Here is a 16,628-nt window from a genome sequence, read left to right as displayed (position 1 = left end):
ACGAGTCGGCGGTAAGCACAAAGGTCAATGGGATCCGCGGCGATCCGATCCAGCTGAGCCGCCCTTTCCTGAACGGGTCGCCGCCCCCACGAGGTTGATGTTGCCCACCGCATCGGTCTCGGGGGTGTCCGCCTTGCGGTGCCTCGGATAGCCCGCTGCCGAGGTGATCACGGCGTCGACGCCTCCATTGCCCGCAGCAACGACCAACGATCCATCTGCCTCCCACGACGAGTACTGGCCCGGTCGGTCATTGAGGATCCCCCAGCGCTTCAGAGACGGCACCCAGCAAGGCGTTGAACCGTGGGTTGGCAGGGAGGTCATCGATGAACACCGGCTTCCCGTCCGGATCACCGAGCGGGACCTGCCAGTTCGGGTACAGCGCTTCGGTGGTGCCGGGCTGGTTCTGCACCCGCCGCTCCCCCACGGCATCCACCAGCGCCACGCCAAGAAGCACCGACGGCGTCTGGGCCAGCAGGCGGTGCAGCGCCTCTATGGTGCGTTCCTCGCTGCCGGTGCTGCCGGTGCTGCCGTGGTTCCCCTCGGCGGAGGCGCCGGACGTGCCCCCATCCTCGGGCAGGAGGCCGCGTTCCCGCAGCAGCCCCATCATCTTTTCCAGCGTAGCCGTGTGGTCCGCCCGTTCCTCCGCCTCAGAGCGTTCCAGCAGGCCCAGCCTGCTGCGGAGCGCCACATGGTCGCCCGCCAGGTAGCCCGCGGTGGGCGGCAGGTCGTGGGTGTTGACGCTGGCGAGGGCCTGCGTCCGGTACCGTTCCGGTGGCAGGGGCGAATCGCCGTCGTTCTCGAACCAGAGGATGGACGTGCCCAGGATGCCGCGGGCAGCCAGATAGTCGCGCACCCACGGTTCGAAGGTTCCTAAGTCCTCGCCGATCACCACGGCGCCGGCACGCTGGGCCTCCAGCGCCAGGATGCCGATCAGTGCTTCGTGGTCGTACGTAACATAGGCGCCGTCACTCGGGGAGTTGCCAGCCGGCACCCACCAGAGGCGGAACAGGCCCAGCACGTGGTCCACCCGGATGCCGCCGGCGTGCCGAAGCACGGTGGAGAGCATGTTGCGGAACGGTGCATAGCCGGCCTCCGCCAGACGGGAGGGATGCCACGGCGGCTGGTTCCAGTCCTGGCCCAGCTGGTTGTACATGTCCGGCGGCGCCCCCACGCTCATCCCGGGAGCCAGGACGTCACGCAGGGTCCAGGCGTCGGCGCTGCTGAGGTCAACGCCCACGGCGAGATCGTGCACCACACCCAGCCGCATCCCGGCCCGGCGCGCCGCCTGCTGCGCGTTCTCAAGCTGCTCGTCGCAGATCCACTGCAGCCAGCGGTGGAACCCGATTCTGTCCGCCAGCTTTCCGCGCAGCGACTCCGCGTCGGGCGAGCCCAACGCGCAGTCCGGATCGGTCCACAGCGGATGGTCCGGTGCCAGGTCTTCCCGGATAGCGGACCACAGGGCGAAGTCATCCAGGCCTGAGCCGGAGATCCGGCAGAATTCGTCGAACGCTGCCTGCCGTGCGGGCGAGCGCCGGGCGTGATACAGCAGTTCGAGGGCCTGGAGCTTGGCGGCATACACGGCGTTGCGGTCCAGCCGTTCGCCGTCCTTGTTCAGGGCCTGGACCTGCTCTTGCAGGCTGTCCACTGCCGCGCGCTTACGCGGCTTCAGGTAGGCGATTTCCGGGATGGCCTCCACCCGGATGTACAGCGGGTTGAAGAAGCGCCGTGTGGACGGCGAGTAGGGCGAGGGCTGGACCGGCGGCACGGGTTCCGCGGCGTGCAGCGGGTTGACCAGGACATAGTCCGCACCACGGGCCCCGCTGAGCGTGGCCAGATCCGCGAGGTCGGCGAAGTCGCCGATCCCCCAGGACCGCTTGGACCGCACGGAGTAGAGCTGCGTGGCCAGGCCCCATCCCCGACGCTGCACCAAGGAATCGGCGGTGGTGAGCCGCGCCGGAACCACCACCAGCGCACCCTCGGCTATGACGCCGTCGGACTCTGCCCGCAGCGTGTGCCAGCCCAGCGGCAACCCCTCCGGTAACGCGAAGGTGGCCCGGCTGGTGGCCACGCCATCCACGTCCTGGGGCGTCGCCCAGAGATCCTGCTGGACGGCGTCCACCGGCTCGCCCGTGCCCGTTTCAAGCTCCACGTGCAGGCGGGCCGTGGCCCCGTCCCGGACGTGGACGGGAACCAGCGCGGATTCGCCCTGCGGAACCACGACGGCGGGGGGCAGCATCCGCCGCCACGGCGCCACTTCCGCCTCGACCAAGGCACTTTCGATCAGCTGGTTCGTGTGAGCGGGGACGCCCAGCGCTGCCAGGACCTTGATCAGCGTCTCCGCGGCGACGCTGTGCGGCAGCCCGTCCCAGCCGTGGAACGAGGTGCCCACGCCGTGCGCGTCCGCCAAACTCTGGAGGAGTTGATGGTCCACGGGCTCATGACCGGCGGCATCGCCGCCGCCCGACGGTGCCGGTGTGCCGAAAATTTGAGCGTGCTGCTGGTCTGGAGTCTTCATGGAATGTCCGCCTCGCCTGGTGTGTTGGGCCCGAACCTACATTGCTTGTTGACGCGCGGGAGCAACACGCCCCCGCGCACGACTGTTGCAGCCAACGATAGTCGGGCGGCAGCCCTCAGGGCGCCGAATCCCGGATTTTCAGGACGAAGCCCGCCTCCGCGTGGACCCCGCCCGCCCCCGCTTCCAGCCCGTCAATCCGGTCGATCAGCAGTCCGATGGACCGTTCTGCAATCTCGTCCACGCCGGGCGACACGGTGGTAAGCGACGGCGAGGCGAACCGTGCCTCCTCAATATCGTCAAAGCCCACCACCGCAACCTCGTTTGGCACCTTCACGCCACGGACGAGCAGTTCATGCATGGCGCCCAAGGCGAGGGCGTCGTTCAGGCCGAAGACGGCGTCGAACGGAATTCCGCGCTCCAGGAGGCTGGCGACGGCGGATGCTCCCCCGTCGCGGCGCCATTCAACGGGTGCCACCAATGCGGGGTCAAACGGGACGCCAGCGTCCTCCAGTGCGCTCCGGTAACCGTTTAGCCGCAGACCGGCAGAGCCCGCGGACTCGCCGGGCCGGGCGCCGAGCACGGCGATACGACGGCGGCCTCCCGCCAGCAGGTGGGCGGTGAGGGCGTGGGCGGCGTCCCGGTTTCTCATGGTGACCAGATCCAGCCGAGGATCCAGAATGTGCTCCCCGAGCAGCACCACCGGCTTTGTGCCGCGGTGGGAGGCGACGGCGTCGGCTCCCACGACCAGGGGCGTGAACAGCAGGCCATCGGTCAACTGCCGCAGGGGACCTTGCAGGGCACCGAGTTCGTTGGCTTCCAGGGCGCCGGATTGTTCCACGAGCACCCGGTAGCCGCGCCGCTCCGCCGCCGTCATCACCCGCGAGGCCAGTTCCGCGTAGCACGGTGCCGCGAGGTCGGACAGCATCAGGCCCAGCATGCGGGTCTTCCCCGAGCGCAAGCTGCGGGCCGTCAGGTTCGCCTCGTAGCCCAGTTCGGCAATGGCGTCCTGGACCCGCCGCCTGGTGGCCGGCCGGATAAACTCGTAGTCGTTGAGCACGTTCGACACGGTCTTCAACGACACCCCGGCCGCGCGCGCCACATCGTTCATGGTCACTGCCACGGTTGGTCAGCCCTTGGCAGCCTTGGCCGCCGCCTTTGCTGCCTGCTTGCTGGCCCGCACCCTAACGAGCGATTCAGGACTCACGATGTCCGCAACCGACAGGAAGGCGTCCTCCTGGCCGTAATGGCCGGCGGCCTCGCGCCAGCCCGGGGCGCTCAGCCCGCGCTGCTTCCCGAGGAGTGCAAGGAAGATTTTTGCCTTCTGCTCCCCGAATCCTGGCAGTGCCTGCAGACGGCGCAGCACCTCCGCGCCGTCTGGATCGTCCTTGGTCCAGATCAGCGTCGCGTCGCCGTCCCAGTCCTGCTGCACTGTTTCGGCGAGCGCCTGGACGCGACCCGCCATCGAACCAGGGAACCGGTGCACCGCGGGCCGTTCCTTGAACACCTCAACGAACGCCTGGGGTTCATATGCGGCAACGGCGGCCGGGGCAATGGACCCGATCCGGGCCCGGATCTTCTCCGGCCCGGCAAAGGCGGATTCCATGGTGACCTGCTGGTCCAGCAGCATGCCTGTCAGCAGCGCGAACGCGTCATCGGTCAGCAGTTGGTCGGCGGCCGGGTCACCGGTGATATGCAGTTCCATGGCCCTCATCTTTCCACCTCCCGCGGCTAGGAATCGAGGGCCAGCCGGATCATGGACCAGGACATCGCCGGGAGTACCGCGGTCAGCCAGCCGCCCTTGGCGTTGACGCTCACGTTCTGCGCGGGCAGGACCGACGTCGAGTCTTCCACCGTCGCCTGCCAGTGCGGGTCCTCGTTCGCGTAGGTGAGCGCTTCCACCACCCGGACACTGCCGAGGCCGGCGACGGCGGCGTCCAGTGTCAGGGCGTCCGTCACCGAGCGGTTCACGGCGAGGATGACTGCCTCGCCTTTGTCGGCGTCGAGCGTTGCCGCCGCGGACAGGGCAGCGAAGTCCGCCGTTGTGTCGCCGCTGACGGCGAGCTGCAGCACCGTACCGGCGGCGTGGCGGCTGGTGAGGGCAAAGGGGTGGAAGATGGTCTGCTTCCACCCCCGTCCTCCCGGTTCGGTCATGATGGGGGCTATGACGTTAACCAGCTGGGCCAGGCTCGCTGCGTGCACGCGGTCCGTGTTGCGCAGCAGCGTGATCAGAAGATCGCCTACCGCGACGGCGTCCGCCACGGTGTATTTGTCCTCCAGCAACGCCGGGGCCACCGGCCAGTCCGTGCCGGTTGGCGACTTTGATTCTGCGCGGCTCATGTGCCAGGCGTTCCACTCGTCAAAGGAAATGTTGACCTGCTTGGCGGACTTCTTCCCCGACTTCACGTGGTCGGCATGGGCCACGATGTCCCGGATGAAGGACTCCATTTTGTGCCCGGCAGCCAGGTATTCCTGCAGGTCACCGACGTCCTCCAAGTACTGGTGGGCGGAGATCAAGTCCACCAGGTCGTAGGTCTCAGTCAGCACCACGCGCTCCCACTCGCCGAAGGTGGGCATGGTGGGCGCCGAACTGCCGCAGACTACCAGCCCCAAGTCGGGATCGACCATGCGCATGCCGCGGGCGGTGTCTGCGGCGAGCGAAGTTCCGCCCGGGTATCGGACTGTGGAAACGCCGAGTTCGCGGGTCAGTTCCAGGACGTCCGTGCGGAACCCGTCCGTGTCCGCCGTGGGGTGCTCCGGCTCGAGGATGCCGGTGTAGACGCAGCGTCCCAAATGTTCCACAGTGAACGCCGGATCGATGGTGACTTTGCCGGCGGCCTTGCTGTGCTCACGGTCAGTCCTTTGTTGAGGAATTTACAACGTTATAGAATGCAAATTCTTGGCGCTGTCTGCGTCAGAGTCCACGAGTTCGGCGGAGGAGAGAATTTCAATCCGCGGATTGGCGTAGACGGAAAAAACAAGTAATACCTAACTTGAAAAACAAGTACCGATTACGCGGTCGCCGGGGACGCGTCCGAACTACCGTCGACTAGGAGCACAGACTCGCACATCGCATTCGATTGGATGTCTCACCAGGGGGTTGTGAGAAGGATGAATACACGATCTGGCAACCGCGCTTTCCCGTCCCAAGGGGGACGGGAAGTAAGCGGGGCCGGCGACGAGGAGGTCTTCGAGACCAAGGCCTCTCCCCCAGCCGTCGCCGGCCCTCCATTCTCCACTGATCACAGCTACCGCACGCCGCCAGCCGGATCCCGGTGACCCATGGCGAGGCGGACATGAAGTCCCGTTCCGAAGCGTCCCCGGCGCACTCGTCGGCAGGCAGGCGTCCGGCGCTTGCTCATCCGACACAGCCCGCCATCCAGCATGGAGTCCCCCCTGCGGGGCCGGCAGCTACCACGGACCGCAGACCCAGCCCGGCACCGGGCGGTCATCCGGACGCGGACTCGGCCGTGAAAGCGATCACCTCCGGGCTGCTCGGGGCCGATGGGCTTATCCCCGATCTGGTCACCGGCTCGACGGACCTTCCCGACTCCTTGGAGACCCTAGTCCACCTCGCGGCGGCCGCGCTGAGCCAGCTCGCCGGGGCCCCCATCGAATGTGCCCTGGTCCTGAACCGGGTTAAACGCGCCAGAGCCACCGCGGGAACCGGCACAAGGCCTGTAGCCTTGGCCCGGCTGGAAGCGGAGGTCGGCGAAGGCCCCCTGACCGAGGCCCTCACCGGGACGGGTACCGCGGCCATGAACCACGTGGACTCCGACTTCCGCTGGGCACGCTACAGGCCGTACCTCCAGGACGCCGGCTTCGCCAGCGTCCTGGGACTTCGGCTTTCCCTGGATGAGGGCACCGAAGCTGCCATCGCCTTCTTCGCGGCCAGCTCCCAGGCGTACCCGCTGCCCGTGATCGCCGAGGCCCGCAGCTTCACTGACCTGGCATCCCGCGGCCTCAGGTTGGCCCTTGAGCTGCAGTCGGCCAGCACCAGGGCGTCGGATCTGCAGTCAGCCCTGGAAAGCCGGACGTCCATCGATATTGCCTGCGGCGTCATCATGGCGCAGAACAGGTGCTCCTACAACGACGCGATTGCCATCATCTCCAAGGCATCCAGCCACCGGAACATCAAGCTCCGCAAGGTGGCCGAGGGCATCCTGGCCAGCCTGCCGGGCGGTGCGCCGGTCACTCATTTCGAACATTAGGCTCTCGCTTTACGACAGAAGACCAGAGACGGAGTGTCTCTGGTCTTCTGTGTGGGTGGGCCCTGTGGGGATCGAACCCACGACCCACGGATTAAAAGTCCGATGCTCTACCAACTGAGCTAAAGGCCCCAGCTGACCGTCAACCGACCGATCAGCCCAGTCCATTTCTGGACGTAGAACACTTTACCCCACACACGGGGCGGGTTTGGCACGCAGGCGTGCGCCGCCGTCGTACGTTCCGTATTCCGCACAGCGTCACCGGCGCTGGCAAGGTGCATCCTGACTGCGAACAGCACTCGATTTCCCGCGCGGCACAGGAGTAGCGTGGGGGCATGAGCGAACAAGCAGGACCCAGTCACTACGGCGGAGCCAACCGGCATCACAAGCCCAAGCCGTTCGCCCCCATCGACTTTGAGCCGTTCGCAGGCGGTCCGGATCCTGCGCGCGTGTCCGAGGCCGCCCACCTCGCTGCCCAGGCTCTGGTGCGCCACGGACGCGACAGCGACGATCCCGTCATCACCGAACGCCTGGTCAAGCTGACGGACGAGCAGGGCCTGGAGGCCATCGCGGAGATGTGGGCCGAAAGCCCGGCACGTTCGCTGCCCGGCGCCCTCTGGCGGCTGTACGCCCTGCGCGCCGCCACTGTCCAGGACCCGGAACGGATCTCCGTGTACTTCCGCGCGGGCAAGGACACCGCTCAGGTCTCCCATGTAGTGGCCGGCGCCGCCGAACCGCCTGGAGCCGAAGAAATGCGGGCCATGGCGGATGCCATTCTTTCCGGAGCGTTCGACGGCGATTTCGACGTCGCGTTGGAGCGTTCCGCCGCATTCTGCCGCGTGGTGGCGCTCGGCCAGGCGACGATTGCCGACGGTGCCGAGCTCGGCAACGAGGCCCACGCGAGCAAGCTCACGCGCAACTCGCACCAGCTCGTGAAGACCGCCGAGGACCTTGAGCACGCGGCGAATGCCTGGCGACTGGGCGAGCTCGACTGAACCACCGGCGCCGATCTGTCAATGTTGACTTGGGCCAGGCAACGTAGAACACTGAAACTGGTGTCGAGCCGCGAAACCCCCGGGCTTCAACAATTAGCCGCCTAGAGCGGCCTACCGCCGAGAGGCGTATCCGGTTCGGCACCATTTTTATGCCTGTTTTCAGGCCACGGCCGCTAGAATCAACACAGTTGCTGGCCTGCGTCAAGTCACAAGCGGGCGGCCCACCACCCCTGCACATCCCCGGAGACCGGTATCCCAACGTGAAGCTGCGCCTTTTTCCCCAGGAGCCCGCAGGGCTGACCTTGCTGTCCCAGATGGCCCAGCAAATCGTGCATGCCAGCGCCACCATGGCAGAGATCCTGGGCGTACCCGCCACTGAGCACGCCAAACTCGTGGACGACATGCACAACCACGAAGCCAAGTCCGCCGAACTGCATTTCGCCTTGCTCACCCACATGCGCACGAGCTTTGTGAACCCGCTCCCCCGCGAAGACATGTACGCTCTATCCCGATACCTGAACGAGGCCCTCGAGAAACTGGACGGCGCTGCGGAGCTTGTGTCCCTGTATCAGCTTGACCGCCTGCCCCGGCGCGCCGCAGACCAGCTCGAGATCATCAGCCGGCAAGCCGAGCTCACCGTGGACGCCATGCGCCAGCTCAACAACCTCGACGACCTCGAGGATTACTGGATTGAGATTCTCAGGCTGGCTAAACGCGCCGAACGGACCCACCGGATCTGGGTAGCGGACATGATCCGGGACATGAAGTGGGCGCAGTATTCCCGTAACCGCGACGTCGCCAACCAGCTGGTCGAAGTCACCAAGGACATGCGCCGCATCGCTACCCAGGTAGGCAGCATCATCGTCAAGGAATCCTGACGTGACAGCAGTGATTTTCGGCGTTGTGGTGATGTTGACCGCAACGTTTGCCTTCCTCAACGGCTTCAGGGACGTCTCAACGTCCGTGGCGTTGGCTGTCCGCACCCGGGCGCTCACACCCAGCGTGGCAGTGCTGCTGGCCGCCTTTTTCAACTTCGTGGGCGCCCTGATCAGCGCCACCGCAGTGGTTGTCATAAGCCACACCTGGATTCACCTGCCGGCTGGCCCAAGCGGCCTCAGCATCCTGGTGGCAGCCTTGGCCAGCGCCTGCGCCTGGGGACTGATCATGTGGTGGCGCGGCATCCCCGCGTCCTCTACGCACGCCCTGGTGGGCGGCCTGGCCGGGGCCGGACTCGCCAGCCTGGCCGTGGGCGGGGTGGGAGTAGGCGGCGTTGACCAGTCCCTGCTGTTCCAGGTACTCCTGCCCCTGATGCTCTCGCCCGCTGTCGCTTACGTTGGCGCATATCTGCTGGTTTTCCCCGTCACCTGGGCCGCGCGGTATGCCCAGCCGAACGTCATTAACCAGCGCTTCCGCCGCAACCAGGCCATCGCGGCCGGTGCCGTGGCATTCGGCCACGGCCTGCAGGACGGCCAGCGGGTGGGTGCCGTACTGCTGCTTGCCCTGCTCGCGGGGGGCTATTCCGACGGCGAGACTATCCCCCCGTGGGCCGTGCTGGTTTCCGCCGTGATGATCACTGCCGGAACACTTTTTGGCGGCTGGCGGATCTCCCACACCATCGGCTACAAGATCACCAGGGTGGACCCGCTACGGGGCTCCGTGGCCCAGACGCTCAGCGCCGCCATGCTGTTTGTCGGCGCGATCGCGCTTCAATGGCCCCTCTCAACCACCCACACCGTGACGGCTTCCGTGTTGGGGGCCGGCGAAAACCAGCACTTCTCAGTCACTAACCGGAAGCTGGTCATGCAGATCCTGGCGCTGTGGGTACTTACCCCCGCGGCAACCGCGGCCGGGGCGTTCGTGCTGGCCCTGGCGTTGTCACCATTGGTTGCCTAAGGGCAAGCCTTCAACGCCGCATTTGGCGGCGGTGGAGCTCAGCCGAAGCGGCCGGAGACGTAGTCCTCGGTGGCCTTCATAGTGGGGTTGCTGAAAATGTTCTGGGTGTTCCCGTATTCGATCAGCTTGCCCGGCTTGCCGGTGCCGGCGATGTTGAAGAACGCCGTCTTTTCCGAAACGCGCGCGGCCTGCTGCATGTTGTGGGTCACGATCACCACGGTGTACTGATCCTTGAGATCGTTGATGAGGTCCTCGATGGCCAGCGTGGAGATCGGGTCCAGGGCCGAGCACGGCTCGTCCATGAGGATTACCTGCGGTTCCACGGCAATGGCACGGGCGATGCAGAGACGCTGCTGCTGGCCGCCTGACAGGCCGGATCCGGGCTTTTCCAGGCGGTCCTTAACCTCGTTCCAGAGGTTGGCGCTCTTAAGGGACCTCTCCACCAGGACGTCAGCCTCGCCCTTGGAGATCTTCTTGTTGTTCAGTTTCACGCCGGCCAGCACGTTGTCCCGGATGGACATGGTGGGGAACGGGTTGGGCCGCTGGAAAACCATGCCGATCTGCGAACGCACCGTCACCGGGTCCACCCCGGGTCCGTAGAGGTTGTCCCCGTCCATAAGGACTTCGCCTTCGACGCGGGCGCCCGGCAGCACTTCGTGCATTCGGTTCAGGGTGCGCAGGAACGTGGACTTGCCACAGCCTGAGGGGCCAATGAAAGCCGTCACGGACTTGGCTTCGATGTTGATGCTGACGTCCTCCACGGCCAGGAAATCGCCGTAGTACACGTTCAGGTCTTTGACGTCGATGCGCTTAGACATGATGTTCCTTCACTTGCTGGGGTACGGATTGAAGTCTATGGTTTGGCCGGGAGGACCGGAATCACAAGCTGAACAATTTTCAGCGGCCGGTCTTGGGGGCGAAGATCCTGGCGATCAGCCGGGCGCCCAGGTTCAGGACCATCACCAGGATGATCAGCACCAGGGCGGCCCCCCAGGCCCGCTGCGAAGACGGGTCCGGGTTTGCCGGCGACGTGGGGTTCAGGATCTGGGTGTAAATGAACGTCGGCAGGGAGGCCATCCAGCCGCCGAACACGTTGTTGTTGATGCTGGTGGCAAACCCGGCGGTGACCAGGATGGGCGCGGTCTCGCCGATCACGCGGGCGATCGCCAAGGTGACGCCGGACGCGATGCCGGAGATCGCCGTCGGAATAACCACCATAATGATGGTGCGCCACTTGCGCACGCCCAGCGCGTAGGCTGCTTCGCGCAGTTCGTTGGGGACGATCTTCAGCATTTCCTCGCTGGATCGCACCACCACGGGGATCATCAGGACAGAAAGCGCGACGGCGGCGACGGCACCGGTTTTGGTGCCGGGCCCAACCACGGCGAAGAAGAACGCTGCGGCAAACAGGCCGGCCACGATGGACGGGATGCCGGTCATAACGTCCACAAAGAACGTGATGGCGCGGGCCAGCCGGCCGTCGTTGCCGTACTCCACCAGGTAGATGGCGGTCAGCAGGCCGACGGGTACAGAGATGACAGTGGCGACCAGCGTCATCTGCACCGTACCCACCAGGGCGTGGTAGATGCCGCCGATCACGGGGGCGCCCTCTTCGACAGCTTTATTGTCGTAGGCGCCGGTGACGCCGTTCATGGAGCTGGTGAGGAAACCCGGGGCGATCAGGCCGGGAACGCCGTTGACCAGAACCGTCCAGATTACGGAGATCAGCGGGAGAAGCGCGACCAGGAATGAGCCCACCACCAGGCATGTGGCCAGCTTGTCCTTGGCTTTGCGGGAGCCCTCCACAACAACGCTCCAGCCCACCAGGCCGGCGGTGAAGAGGATGGCCGAGACAATGCCCCAGCCGAAAGCGTTAAAACCGATCAGGGCCAGGATCGCGGCGCCCACGATGAGCGCGAGTGCCAGGACAACATACGGCGCAAAAGGGGGCAACTGGCCCTTGGTAAGGGCTGAACGCTTGTTGCGCACGGGAGTGAGAGTGGAGGACATTTAGTTTGCTCCCGAGAATTCTTTGTGCCGGGTGATGATCCAACGGGCGATCATGTTGACTCCCAGGGTGATCACAAACAGGACCAGGCCGGCGGCGATCAGCGTGCTGACCTTGAGGCCGCTGGCTTCCGGGAAGTTCAGGGCGATCTCCGCGGCGATGGTCTGGTTGCCGGACGTGATCAGGCTGGCGGTCAGGGCACCGGAGGAGAGGACCAGGGCAACCGCCATGGTCTCGCCCAGTGCCCGGCCCAGGCCCAGCATGACTGCGCTGATGATGCCCGGACGGGCGAACGGCAGGACCGACATTTTGATCATTTCCCAGCGCGTGGCGCCGAGGGCCAGGGCGGCTTCCTCATGGAGCTTGGGGGTCTGCAGGAAGATTTCACGGCTCAGGGAAGTGATGATCGGCAGGACCATCACCGAGAGCACAATGCCTGCGGTCAGGATGGTTTTGCCAGTGGCAGAGGCGGGGCCCTGGAAGATGGGCAGCCAGCCCATGTTCCCGGCCAGCCAGTTGTAGGCCGGGGATATTTCCTTGGCGAGGAATGCCGCGCCCCAGGCGCCGTAAACCACTGACGGGATGGCGGCCAGGAGGTCCACGACGTAGCCAAGACCGGCGGCGAGTCCGCGTGGGGCGAAGTGCGAGATAAACAGGGCCACGCCAATGGCGACGGGGGTTGCGATCACCAGGGCGATGACGGCGGCAATGAGGGTGCCAATAACGATCGGCCAGATGTAGGCGAAGAAGCCTTTGCCGCCCTGGATATCGGCAGCCGGGGCAGTGAGTGCCGGAATGGCCTGGACAACAAGGAACAATGCCACGCCGAACAGGACGGCGAGGATGAGGCACCCGGCGGCAAGGGCGGCGCCGGAAAAGATCTTATCCCCGGCGCGGCCTGCGCCCTGGGAACTGCTCAGGGGGGTGGCGGTCATTCCAGACCCTTCGGTTGTGGGTGGTGCCTAAATCGAGCGTACAAAGCCAAGTTCCCCGCCCCGCCTTTCGGCGTGGCGGGGAACGTGGTTCAGGGACAGGTACTAGGACTTGACCTTGATCGAGTCGATGGCCTTGGCGGCCTTGGCTGCGAGGCCGGAAGACAGCGGCGCGGACTTGGCCGAGTCCGCAGCCGCCTTCTGGCCCTCAGCGGAAACTACGTAGTGCTCGAAGGCCTTGACTAGGTCGACGGTCTCCTGCTTGTCGTAAGTGGTGCACAGGACGTGGAAGGACACCAGGACGATCGGGTAGGCGCCTGCGATGGTGGTCTTGCGGTCCAGCTTGATGGAGAGGTCGTTGGCGCCGCGGCCTTCGACCGGCTTGCCTGCGTCAACTGCCTTGGCAGCGGCGTCGGCGGAGATCTTGGTGAAGGAATCGCCTACCTTGATCTGCGCCACGCCCAGCTTGCCGCTCACGGCGGAGTCATCGGCATAGGTCACGGCGCCGGGGGTGTCGGTAACGGTCTTGACCACGCCGGAGGTTCCCTTGGCGTTTTCACCCTGGAGGCTGGCGGGCCAGATGCCGGCGGACTGGTCAGTCCAGACTTCGGGGGCAGCGGCGGCCAGGTAGTCAGTGAAGTTCTGCGTGGTGCCCGAGTCGTCGGAGCGGTTCACCGGGGTGACCTTCAGGTCGGGAAGGGAGGCGCCGGCGTTCAGGGTGGCAATGGCGGGATCATTCCACTTAGTGATCTGGCCGCGGAAGATCTTGGCCACGGTGGCGGCATCCAGCTTCAGGTCGGTGACGCCGGGGACATTGAAGGCCACGGCGATCGGGGAGATGTAGACCGGGATGTTAATGGCGCCCTCAGTGCCGCACTTGGCCTTGGAGCTGGCCAGCTCGTCATCCTTGAGGTAAGCGTCGGAGCCGGCGAACTGGGCCGAACCGTCGATGATGGCCTTGCGGCCTGCGCCGGAGCCGTCCGGGGAGTACTGCACGGTGGCACCCTGGTTGGCTGCAGCAAAAGCGGTCTTCCAAGCGTCCATGGCTGCGCCCTGCGCAGACGAGCCGATGCCGGTCAGTGTGCCGGTGACCTTGGGGCCGGCAGAAGTCTGGTTGCCTGCAGGCGTGTTGCCCGTAGCGTTGTCTGAACCGCAGGCGGTGAGCGCGAGTGCGCCGGCCGCGATTACAGCGATAGCCGCGTGGCGGCCGAAACGGAGTGCCTTCACTAGATGTACCCCTTCCAGGGTTATTCAGCAGCGGGCAGGGCCGGAGACGCCCTGCAGCGCGATGCGTACGATGTGTACCTTCAATGAAGTTATGGGCCGCAGGTTAAGCGATGGGCTGCCATAGGTGAACAGAAGATTAACGACGGCGGCATTTTGGCTTACACCCGCGGTGCCACCATTGCGCGTGTCACACTTTCGGGCTTAGGTGTCCGGGCGGCAAATAGACTGGTGGGCATGGCCGCAGCAGCAGGACTCTCAGCAAGCAGGCGATTCCTGCGCGGACGCATCCGCACCGGCCTGGTCCGGAGCCGGAACTCGCTGGTCCCCGCCGTCCAGATGACCGCCTGCGCGGTGGGGGCGTACGCCTTCGCCGAATACGTCCTGGGGCACTCCGGCCCTCTCTTCGCGGCTACATCGTCACTGATCGCACTGGGCTTCTCGCGTGACCCGCGGCTGCGCCGGGTGATGGAGGTGGGCCTCGGTTGCACCATCGGGATCGCGGTGGGTGATCTGCTGCTGCACTGGCTGGGCAGCGGCATCTGGCAGGCCGCCGCCGTCCTTCTGTTCTCCATCCTGCTTGCCCGCTTCCTGGACAGCGGCAACATCTTCACCACCCAGCTGGGGCTGCAATCCTTGCTGGTGGTACTGCTCCCGGCGCCGGACGGCGGGCCGTTCACCCGCAGCATTGACGCCATTGTTGGCGGGGTGTTCGCACTTCTGGTGACCATCCTGATTCCGAAGGATCCGCGCCGGGAGCCCCGCAAGGATGTACGGAAGCTGCTCCACGAACTGGCCGAAGTACTGCGGGAATGCGCCACTGCACTGAGCAACAGCGACTCCACCCAGGCTTGGCACGCGCTGATCCGCGGGCGGAACTGCCAGACGCTGGTGGACGCTATGCGCCACTCCCTCCGTGCTTCCGGCGAGGTGGCCACGCTCGCGCCGGCCCACCGCCGGCACCGCGACGAGTTGGACCGGCTCAAGCAGTCACTGGACTCCATCGACCTTGCGCTCAGGAACAGCCGCGTGTTCGCACGGCGGCTGACCAGCGCCATCAACCATGCCGCACTGTCCGATGAGGCAATCGAGAACATTGTAGAGGTGCTGGAGGATACGGCGGCTGCGATTGATGAACTCTCGCTGGGCCTTGCCGAGACGCACGACGGCGCGCGGCGCGCCCATCTGAGGACGGCCCGGCAGGACTTCAGCGAGGTTGCGCTGCGGTTGCACCCCAGGCTGCTGGAAGTCCAGCGCCTTGAGGGAGAGACTGTGGTGATGCTGTTCCGGCCGCTGATGGTGGACCTCCTGGAGGCCACGGGCATGGATCCGATCGAGGCTAGGGACGTGCTGCCGGGCTTGTAGCCGGCCGACGGGCTGGGCCCACGCCTGCAGGGTTCGCTGGCCGAGCTTGCGAGGTTAGGGGGCAGGTGGGGAGGATTGTCGGTGCCCGCCAGTAGGGTGGAACCCATGGCAACAAAGACTTCCCGGGCGTCCAAAGCGCCGGCTTACAAGTGCGCCGAATGCGGCTGGACCACGGTCAAGTGGGTGGGACGCTGCGGCGAGTGCCAGGCGTGGGGGACGGTTGAGGAGACCGGTGCCGCTGTAGCACGTACGACGGCGGCAACAACAGTTCTGGAGCCGGCCCGCCGGATCGCCGAGGTGGATGCCACCACGGCGGCTTTCCTGCCTACCGGCGTGGACGAACTGGACCGCGTACTGGGCGGTGGCCTCGTCCCGGGTGCGGTCATCCTGCTTGCCGGGGAACCCGGCGTGGGCAAGTCCACCCTCCTGCTGGACGTAGCGGCCAAGTTCGCCCGCACCGCCCAGGATGTCCTGTACGTCACGGGCGAGGAATCCGCCGCGCAGGTGAAGCTGCGCGCCGAACGGATCGACGCCGTCGCGGACTCCCTGTACCTGTCCGCCGAAACTGACCTGGGGCAGGCCTTGGGGCAGGTGGAGAAAATCGAGCCGCGGCTGCTGATCGTGGACTCGGTCCAGACACTCAGCAGCGCTGACGTAGACGGCAGCGCCGGCGGTGTCTCGCAGGTGCGTGAGGTGGCGGCGTCCATCATCGCAGCTGCGAAGCGGCGGAACATGACTACGTTGCTGGTGGGGCACGTGACGAAGGACGGGTCCATCGCGGGGCCGCGGCTGCTCGAACACCTGGTGGACGTGGTGTGCCAGTTCGAAGGCGAGCGGCATTCCCGGCTCCGGATGCTGCGCGCGGTGAAGAATCGATACGGACCCACGGACGATGTGGGCTGTTTTGACCTGAATGAGAACGGCATCGAAGGGCTCACGGACCCCAGCGGGCTGTTCGTGAGCCGCACCAAGGAACCTGTCTCCGGCACCTGCATCACCGTGACCATGGAAGGGCGGCGGCCTTTGCTTGCCGAGGTGCAGTCGCTGCTTGCCGAGAGCGCCAACTCGCAGCCCCGCCGGGCCACCAGCGGCCTGGACAGTTCACGGGTGTCCATGCTCCTGGCGGTGCTGCAGCAGCGCGCCGGCTGCCTGCTGCACAAGGACGATTCCTACGTGGCCACGGTGGGCGGCGTGAAGCTCAGCGAACCGGCCACGGACCTCGCCGTCGCCCTGGCCGTCGCGTCCGCGAAGGCCCGCAAACCCCTGCCCATCCGGCTGATCGCGTTCGGCGAGGTGGGCCTGGCCGGCGAAGTCCGGCCGGTACCCGGCATCAACCAGCGCATCCAGGAAGCACACCGCCTGGGCTTCACCCACGCCGTGGTCCCGGCCAGCCACAACGGGCCTGGCCCTGTCCCGGCGGGCTTCTCCGTGCGCGAGGTGGAACATCTGACGGAGGCGTTGAGCCTGCTGATCGGGTAGGCCCGGACCGCG

Annotated in this window: 15 protein-coding genes and 1 tRNA gene; 6 read left to right on the top strand and 10 right to left on the bottom strand. The window is 66.0% G+C overall.

The window, feature by feature from the left end:
• Nucleotides 1–24 precede the first annotated feature (24 nt).
• The 5 genes from ACQCSV_RS02580 to ACQCSV_RS02560 all read right to left on the bottom strand — a co-directional run bounded on the left by ACQCSV_RS02580 (nucleotide 25) and on the right by ACQCSV_RS02560 (nucleotide 5,314).
• Entirely contained in the window at nucleotides 25–282 is a 258-nt protein-coding gene (locus ACQCSV_RS02580) for a hypothetical protein (RefSeq protein ID WP_426939116.1), read from the bottom strand.
• The gene (malQ, locus tag ACQCSV_RS02575) at nucleotides 248–2,515 is read right to left on the bottom strand and encodes a 4-alpha-glucanotransferase (RefSeq protein ID WP_354156210.1); all 2,268 of its coding nucleotides are present in this window, start codon (nucleotides 2,513–2,515) and stop codon (nucleotides 248–250) included. Before malQ ends, ACQCSV_RS02580 begins: the two co-directional genes overlap by 35 nt.
• Before the next feature lie 115 nt (nucleotides 2,516–2,630).
• Nucleotides 2,631–3,635: a LacI family DNA-binding transcriptional regulator gene (locus tag ACQCSV_RS02570; RefSeq protein WP_354156211.1), complete on the bottom strand. Its 1,005-nt coding sequence runs from the start codon at nucleotides 3,633–3,635 to the stop codon at nucleotides 2,631–2,633.
• 6 nt (nucleotides 3,636–3,641) lie between these two features.
• Nucleotides 3,642–4,217, bottom strand: coding sequence for an HhH-GPD-type base excision DNA repair protein (locus ACQCSV_RS02565; protein ID WP_426939115.1), 576 nt, complete (start codon nucleotides 4,215–4,217; stop codon nucleotides 3,642–3,644).
• A 26-nt stretch (nucleotides 4,218–4,243) separates the two neighbouring features.
• The gene (locus ACQCSV_RS02560) at nucleotides 4,244–5,314 is read right to left on the bottom strand and encodes an alpha-L-arabinofuranosidase C-terminal domain-containing protein (RefSeq protein WP_426939114.1); all 1,071 of its coding nucleotides are present in this window, start codon (nucleotides 5,312–5,314) and stop codon (nucleotides 4,244–4,246) included.
• 668 nt (nucleotides 5,315–5,982) lie between these two features.
• Here ACQCSV_RS02560 and ACQCSV_RS02555 point away from each other — a divergent pair.
• Nucleotides 5,983–6,723, top strand: a complete 741-nt coding sequence (locus ACQCSV_RS02555) for an ANTAR domain-containing protein (protein WP_354156214.1) — start codon at nucleotides 5,983–5,985, stop codon at nucleotides 6,721–6,723.
• Nucleotides 6,724–6,779: 56 nt separating this feature from the next.
• Here the strand turns inward: ACQCSV_RS02555 and ACQCSV_RS02550 are convergent.
• Nucleotides 6,780–6,852 (bottom strand) — tRNA-Lys (locus tag ACQCSV_RS02550).
• A 203-nt stretch (nucleotides 6,853–7,055) separates the two neighbouring features.
• On the opposite strand from ACQCSV_RS02550, the gene ACQCSV_RS02545 reads away from it, so the two are divergent.
• The 3 genes from ACQCSV_RS02545 (at nucleotide 7,056) to ACQCSV_RS02535 (ending at nucleotide 9,608) form a co-directional block, all read left to right on the top strand.
• Nucleotides 7,056–7,715 carry a hypothetical protein gene (locus ACQCSV_RS02545; protein ID WP_354156215.1) on the top strand — a complete coding sequence of 220 codons (660 nt, stop codon included), beginning with the start codon at nucleotides 7,056–7,058 and terminating at the stop codon, nucleotides 7,713–7,715.
• Nucleotides 7,716–7,975: 260 nt separating this feature from the next.
• A complete protein-coding gene (locus ACQCSV_RS02540) occupies nucleotides 7,976–8,593 on the top strand; it encodes a DUF47 domain-containing protein (RefSeq protein WP_282329765.1) in 618 nt (205 codons plus the stop codon).
• 1 nt (nucleotide 8,594) lies between these two features.
• Nucleotides 8,595–9,608 (top strand): inorganic phosphate transporter, encoded by a 1,014-nt coding sequence (locus tag ACQCSV_RS02535; RefSeq protein ID WP_354223938.1) that lies wholly within the window; start codon nucleotides 8,595–8,597, stop codon nucleotides 9,606–9,608.
• Nucleotides 9,609–9,646: 38 nt separating this feature from the next.
• Here ACQCSV_RS02535 and pstB read toward each other — a convergent pair whose 3' ends face one another.
• The 4 genes from pstB to pstS all read right to left on the bottom strand — a co-directional run bounded on the left by pstB (nucleotide 9,647) and on the right by pstS (nucleotide 13,775).
• Nucleotides 9,647–10,426: a phosphate ABC transporter ATP-binding protein PstB gene (gene pstB, locus ACQCSV_RS02530; RefSeq protein ID WP_354156217.1), complete on the bottom strand. Its 780-nt coding sequence runs from the start codon at nucleotides 10,424–10,426 to the stop codon at nucleotides 9,647–9,649.
• Nucleotides 10,427–10,505: 79 nt separating this feature from the next.
• The gene (gene pstA, locus ACQCSV_RS02525; protein WP_354156218.1) at nucleotides 10,506–11,618 is read right to left on the bottom strand and encodes a phosphate ABC transporter permease PstA; all 1,113 of its coding nucleotides are present in this window, start codon (nucleotides 11,616–11,618) and stop codon (nucleotides 10,506–10,508) included.
• On the bottom strand, nucleotides 11,619–12,551 hold the full coding sequence (pstC, locus tag ACQCSV_RS02520) for a phosphate ABC transporter permease subunit PstC (protein WP_354156219.1): 933 nt from the start codon (nucleotides 12,549–12,551) through the stop codon (nucleotides 11,619–11,621). It abuts the gene before it with no gap.
• A 102-nt stretch (nucleotides 12,552–12,653) separates the two neighbouring features.
• On the bottom strand, nucleotides 12,654–13,775 hold the full coding sequence (pstS, locus tag ACQCSV_RS02515; RefSeq protein ID WP_354156220.1) for a phosphate ABC transporter substrate-binding protein PstS: 1,122 nt from the start codon (nucleotides 13,773–13,775) through the stop codon (nucleotides 12,654–12,656).
• 234 nt (nucleotides 13,776–14,009) lie between these two features.
• Between pstS and ACQCSV_RS02510 the strand changes: the two genes are divergently transcribed.
• Complete coding sequence (locus ACQCSV_RS02510) at nucleotides 14,010–15,137, top strand: FUSC family protein (protein ID WP_354156221.1); 1,128 nt, start codon at nucleotides 14,010–14,012, stop codon at nucleotides 15,135–15,137.
• 105 nt (nucleotides 15,138–15,242) lie between these two features.
• Complete coding sequence (gene radA, locus ACQCSV_RS02505) at nucleotides 15,243–16,616, top strand: DNA repair protein RadA (RefSeq protein ID WP_058930359.1); 1,374 nt, start codon at nucleotides 15,243–15,245, stop codon at nucleotides 16,614–16,616.
• Nucleotides 16,617–16,628 lie beyond the last annotated feature (12 nt).

It is taken from the genome of Pseudarthrobacter sp. S3 (assembly GCF_050156905.1).
Lineage (GTDB): Bacteria > Actinomycetota > Actinomycetes > Actinomycetales > Micrococcaceae > Arthrobacter.
This window is presented reverse-complemented; position numbering and strand designations above follow the sequence as displayed.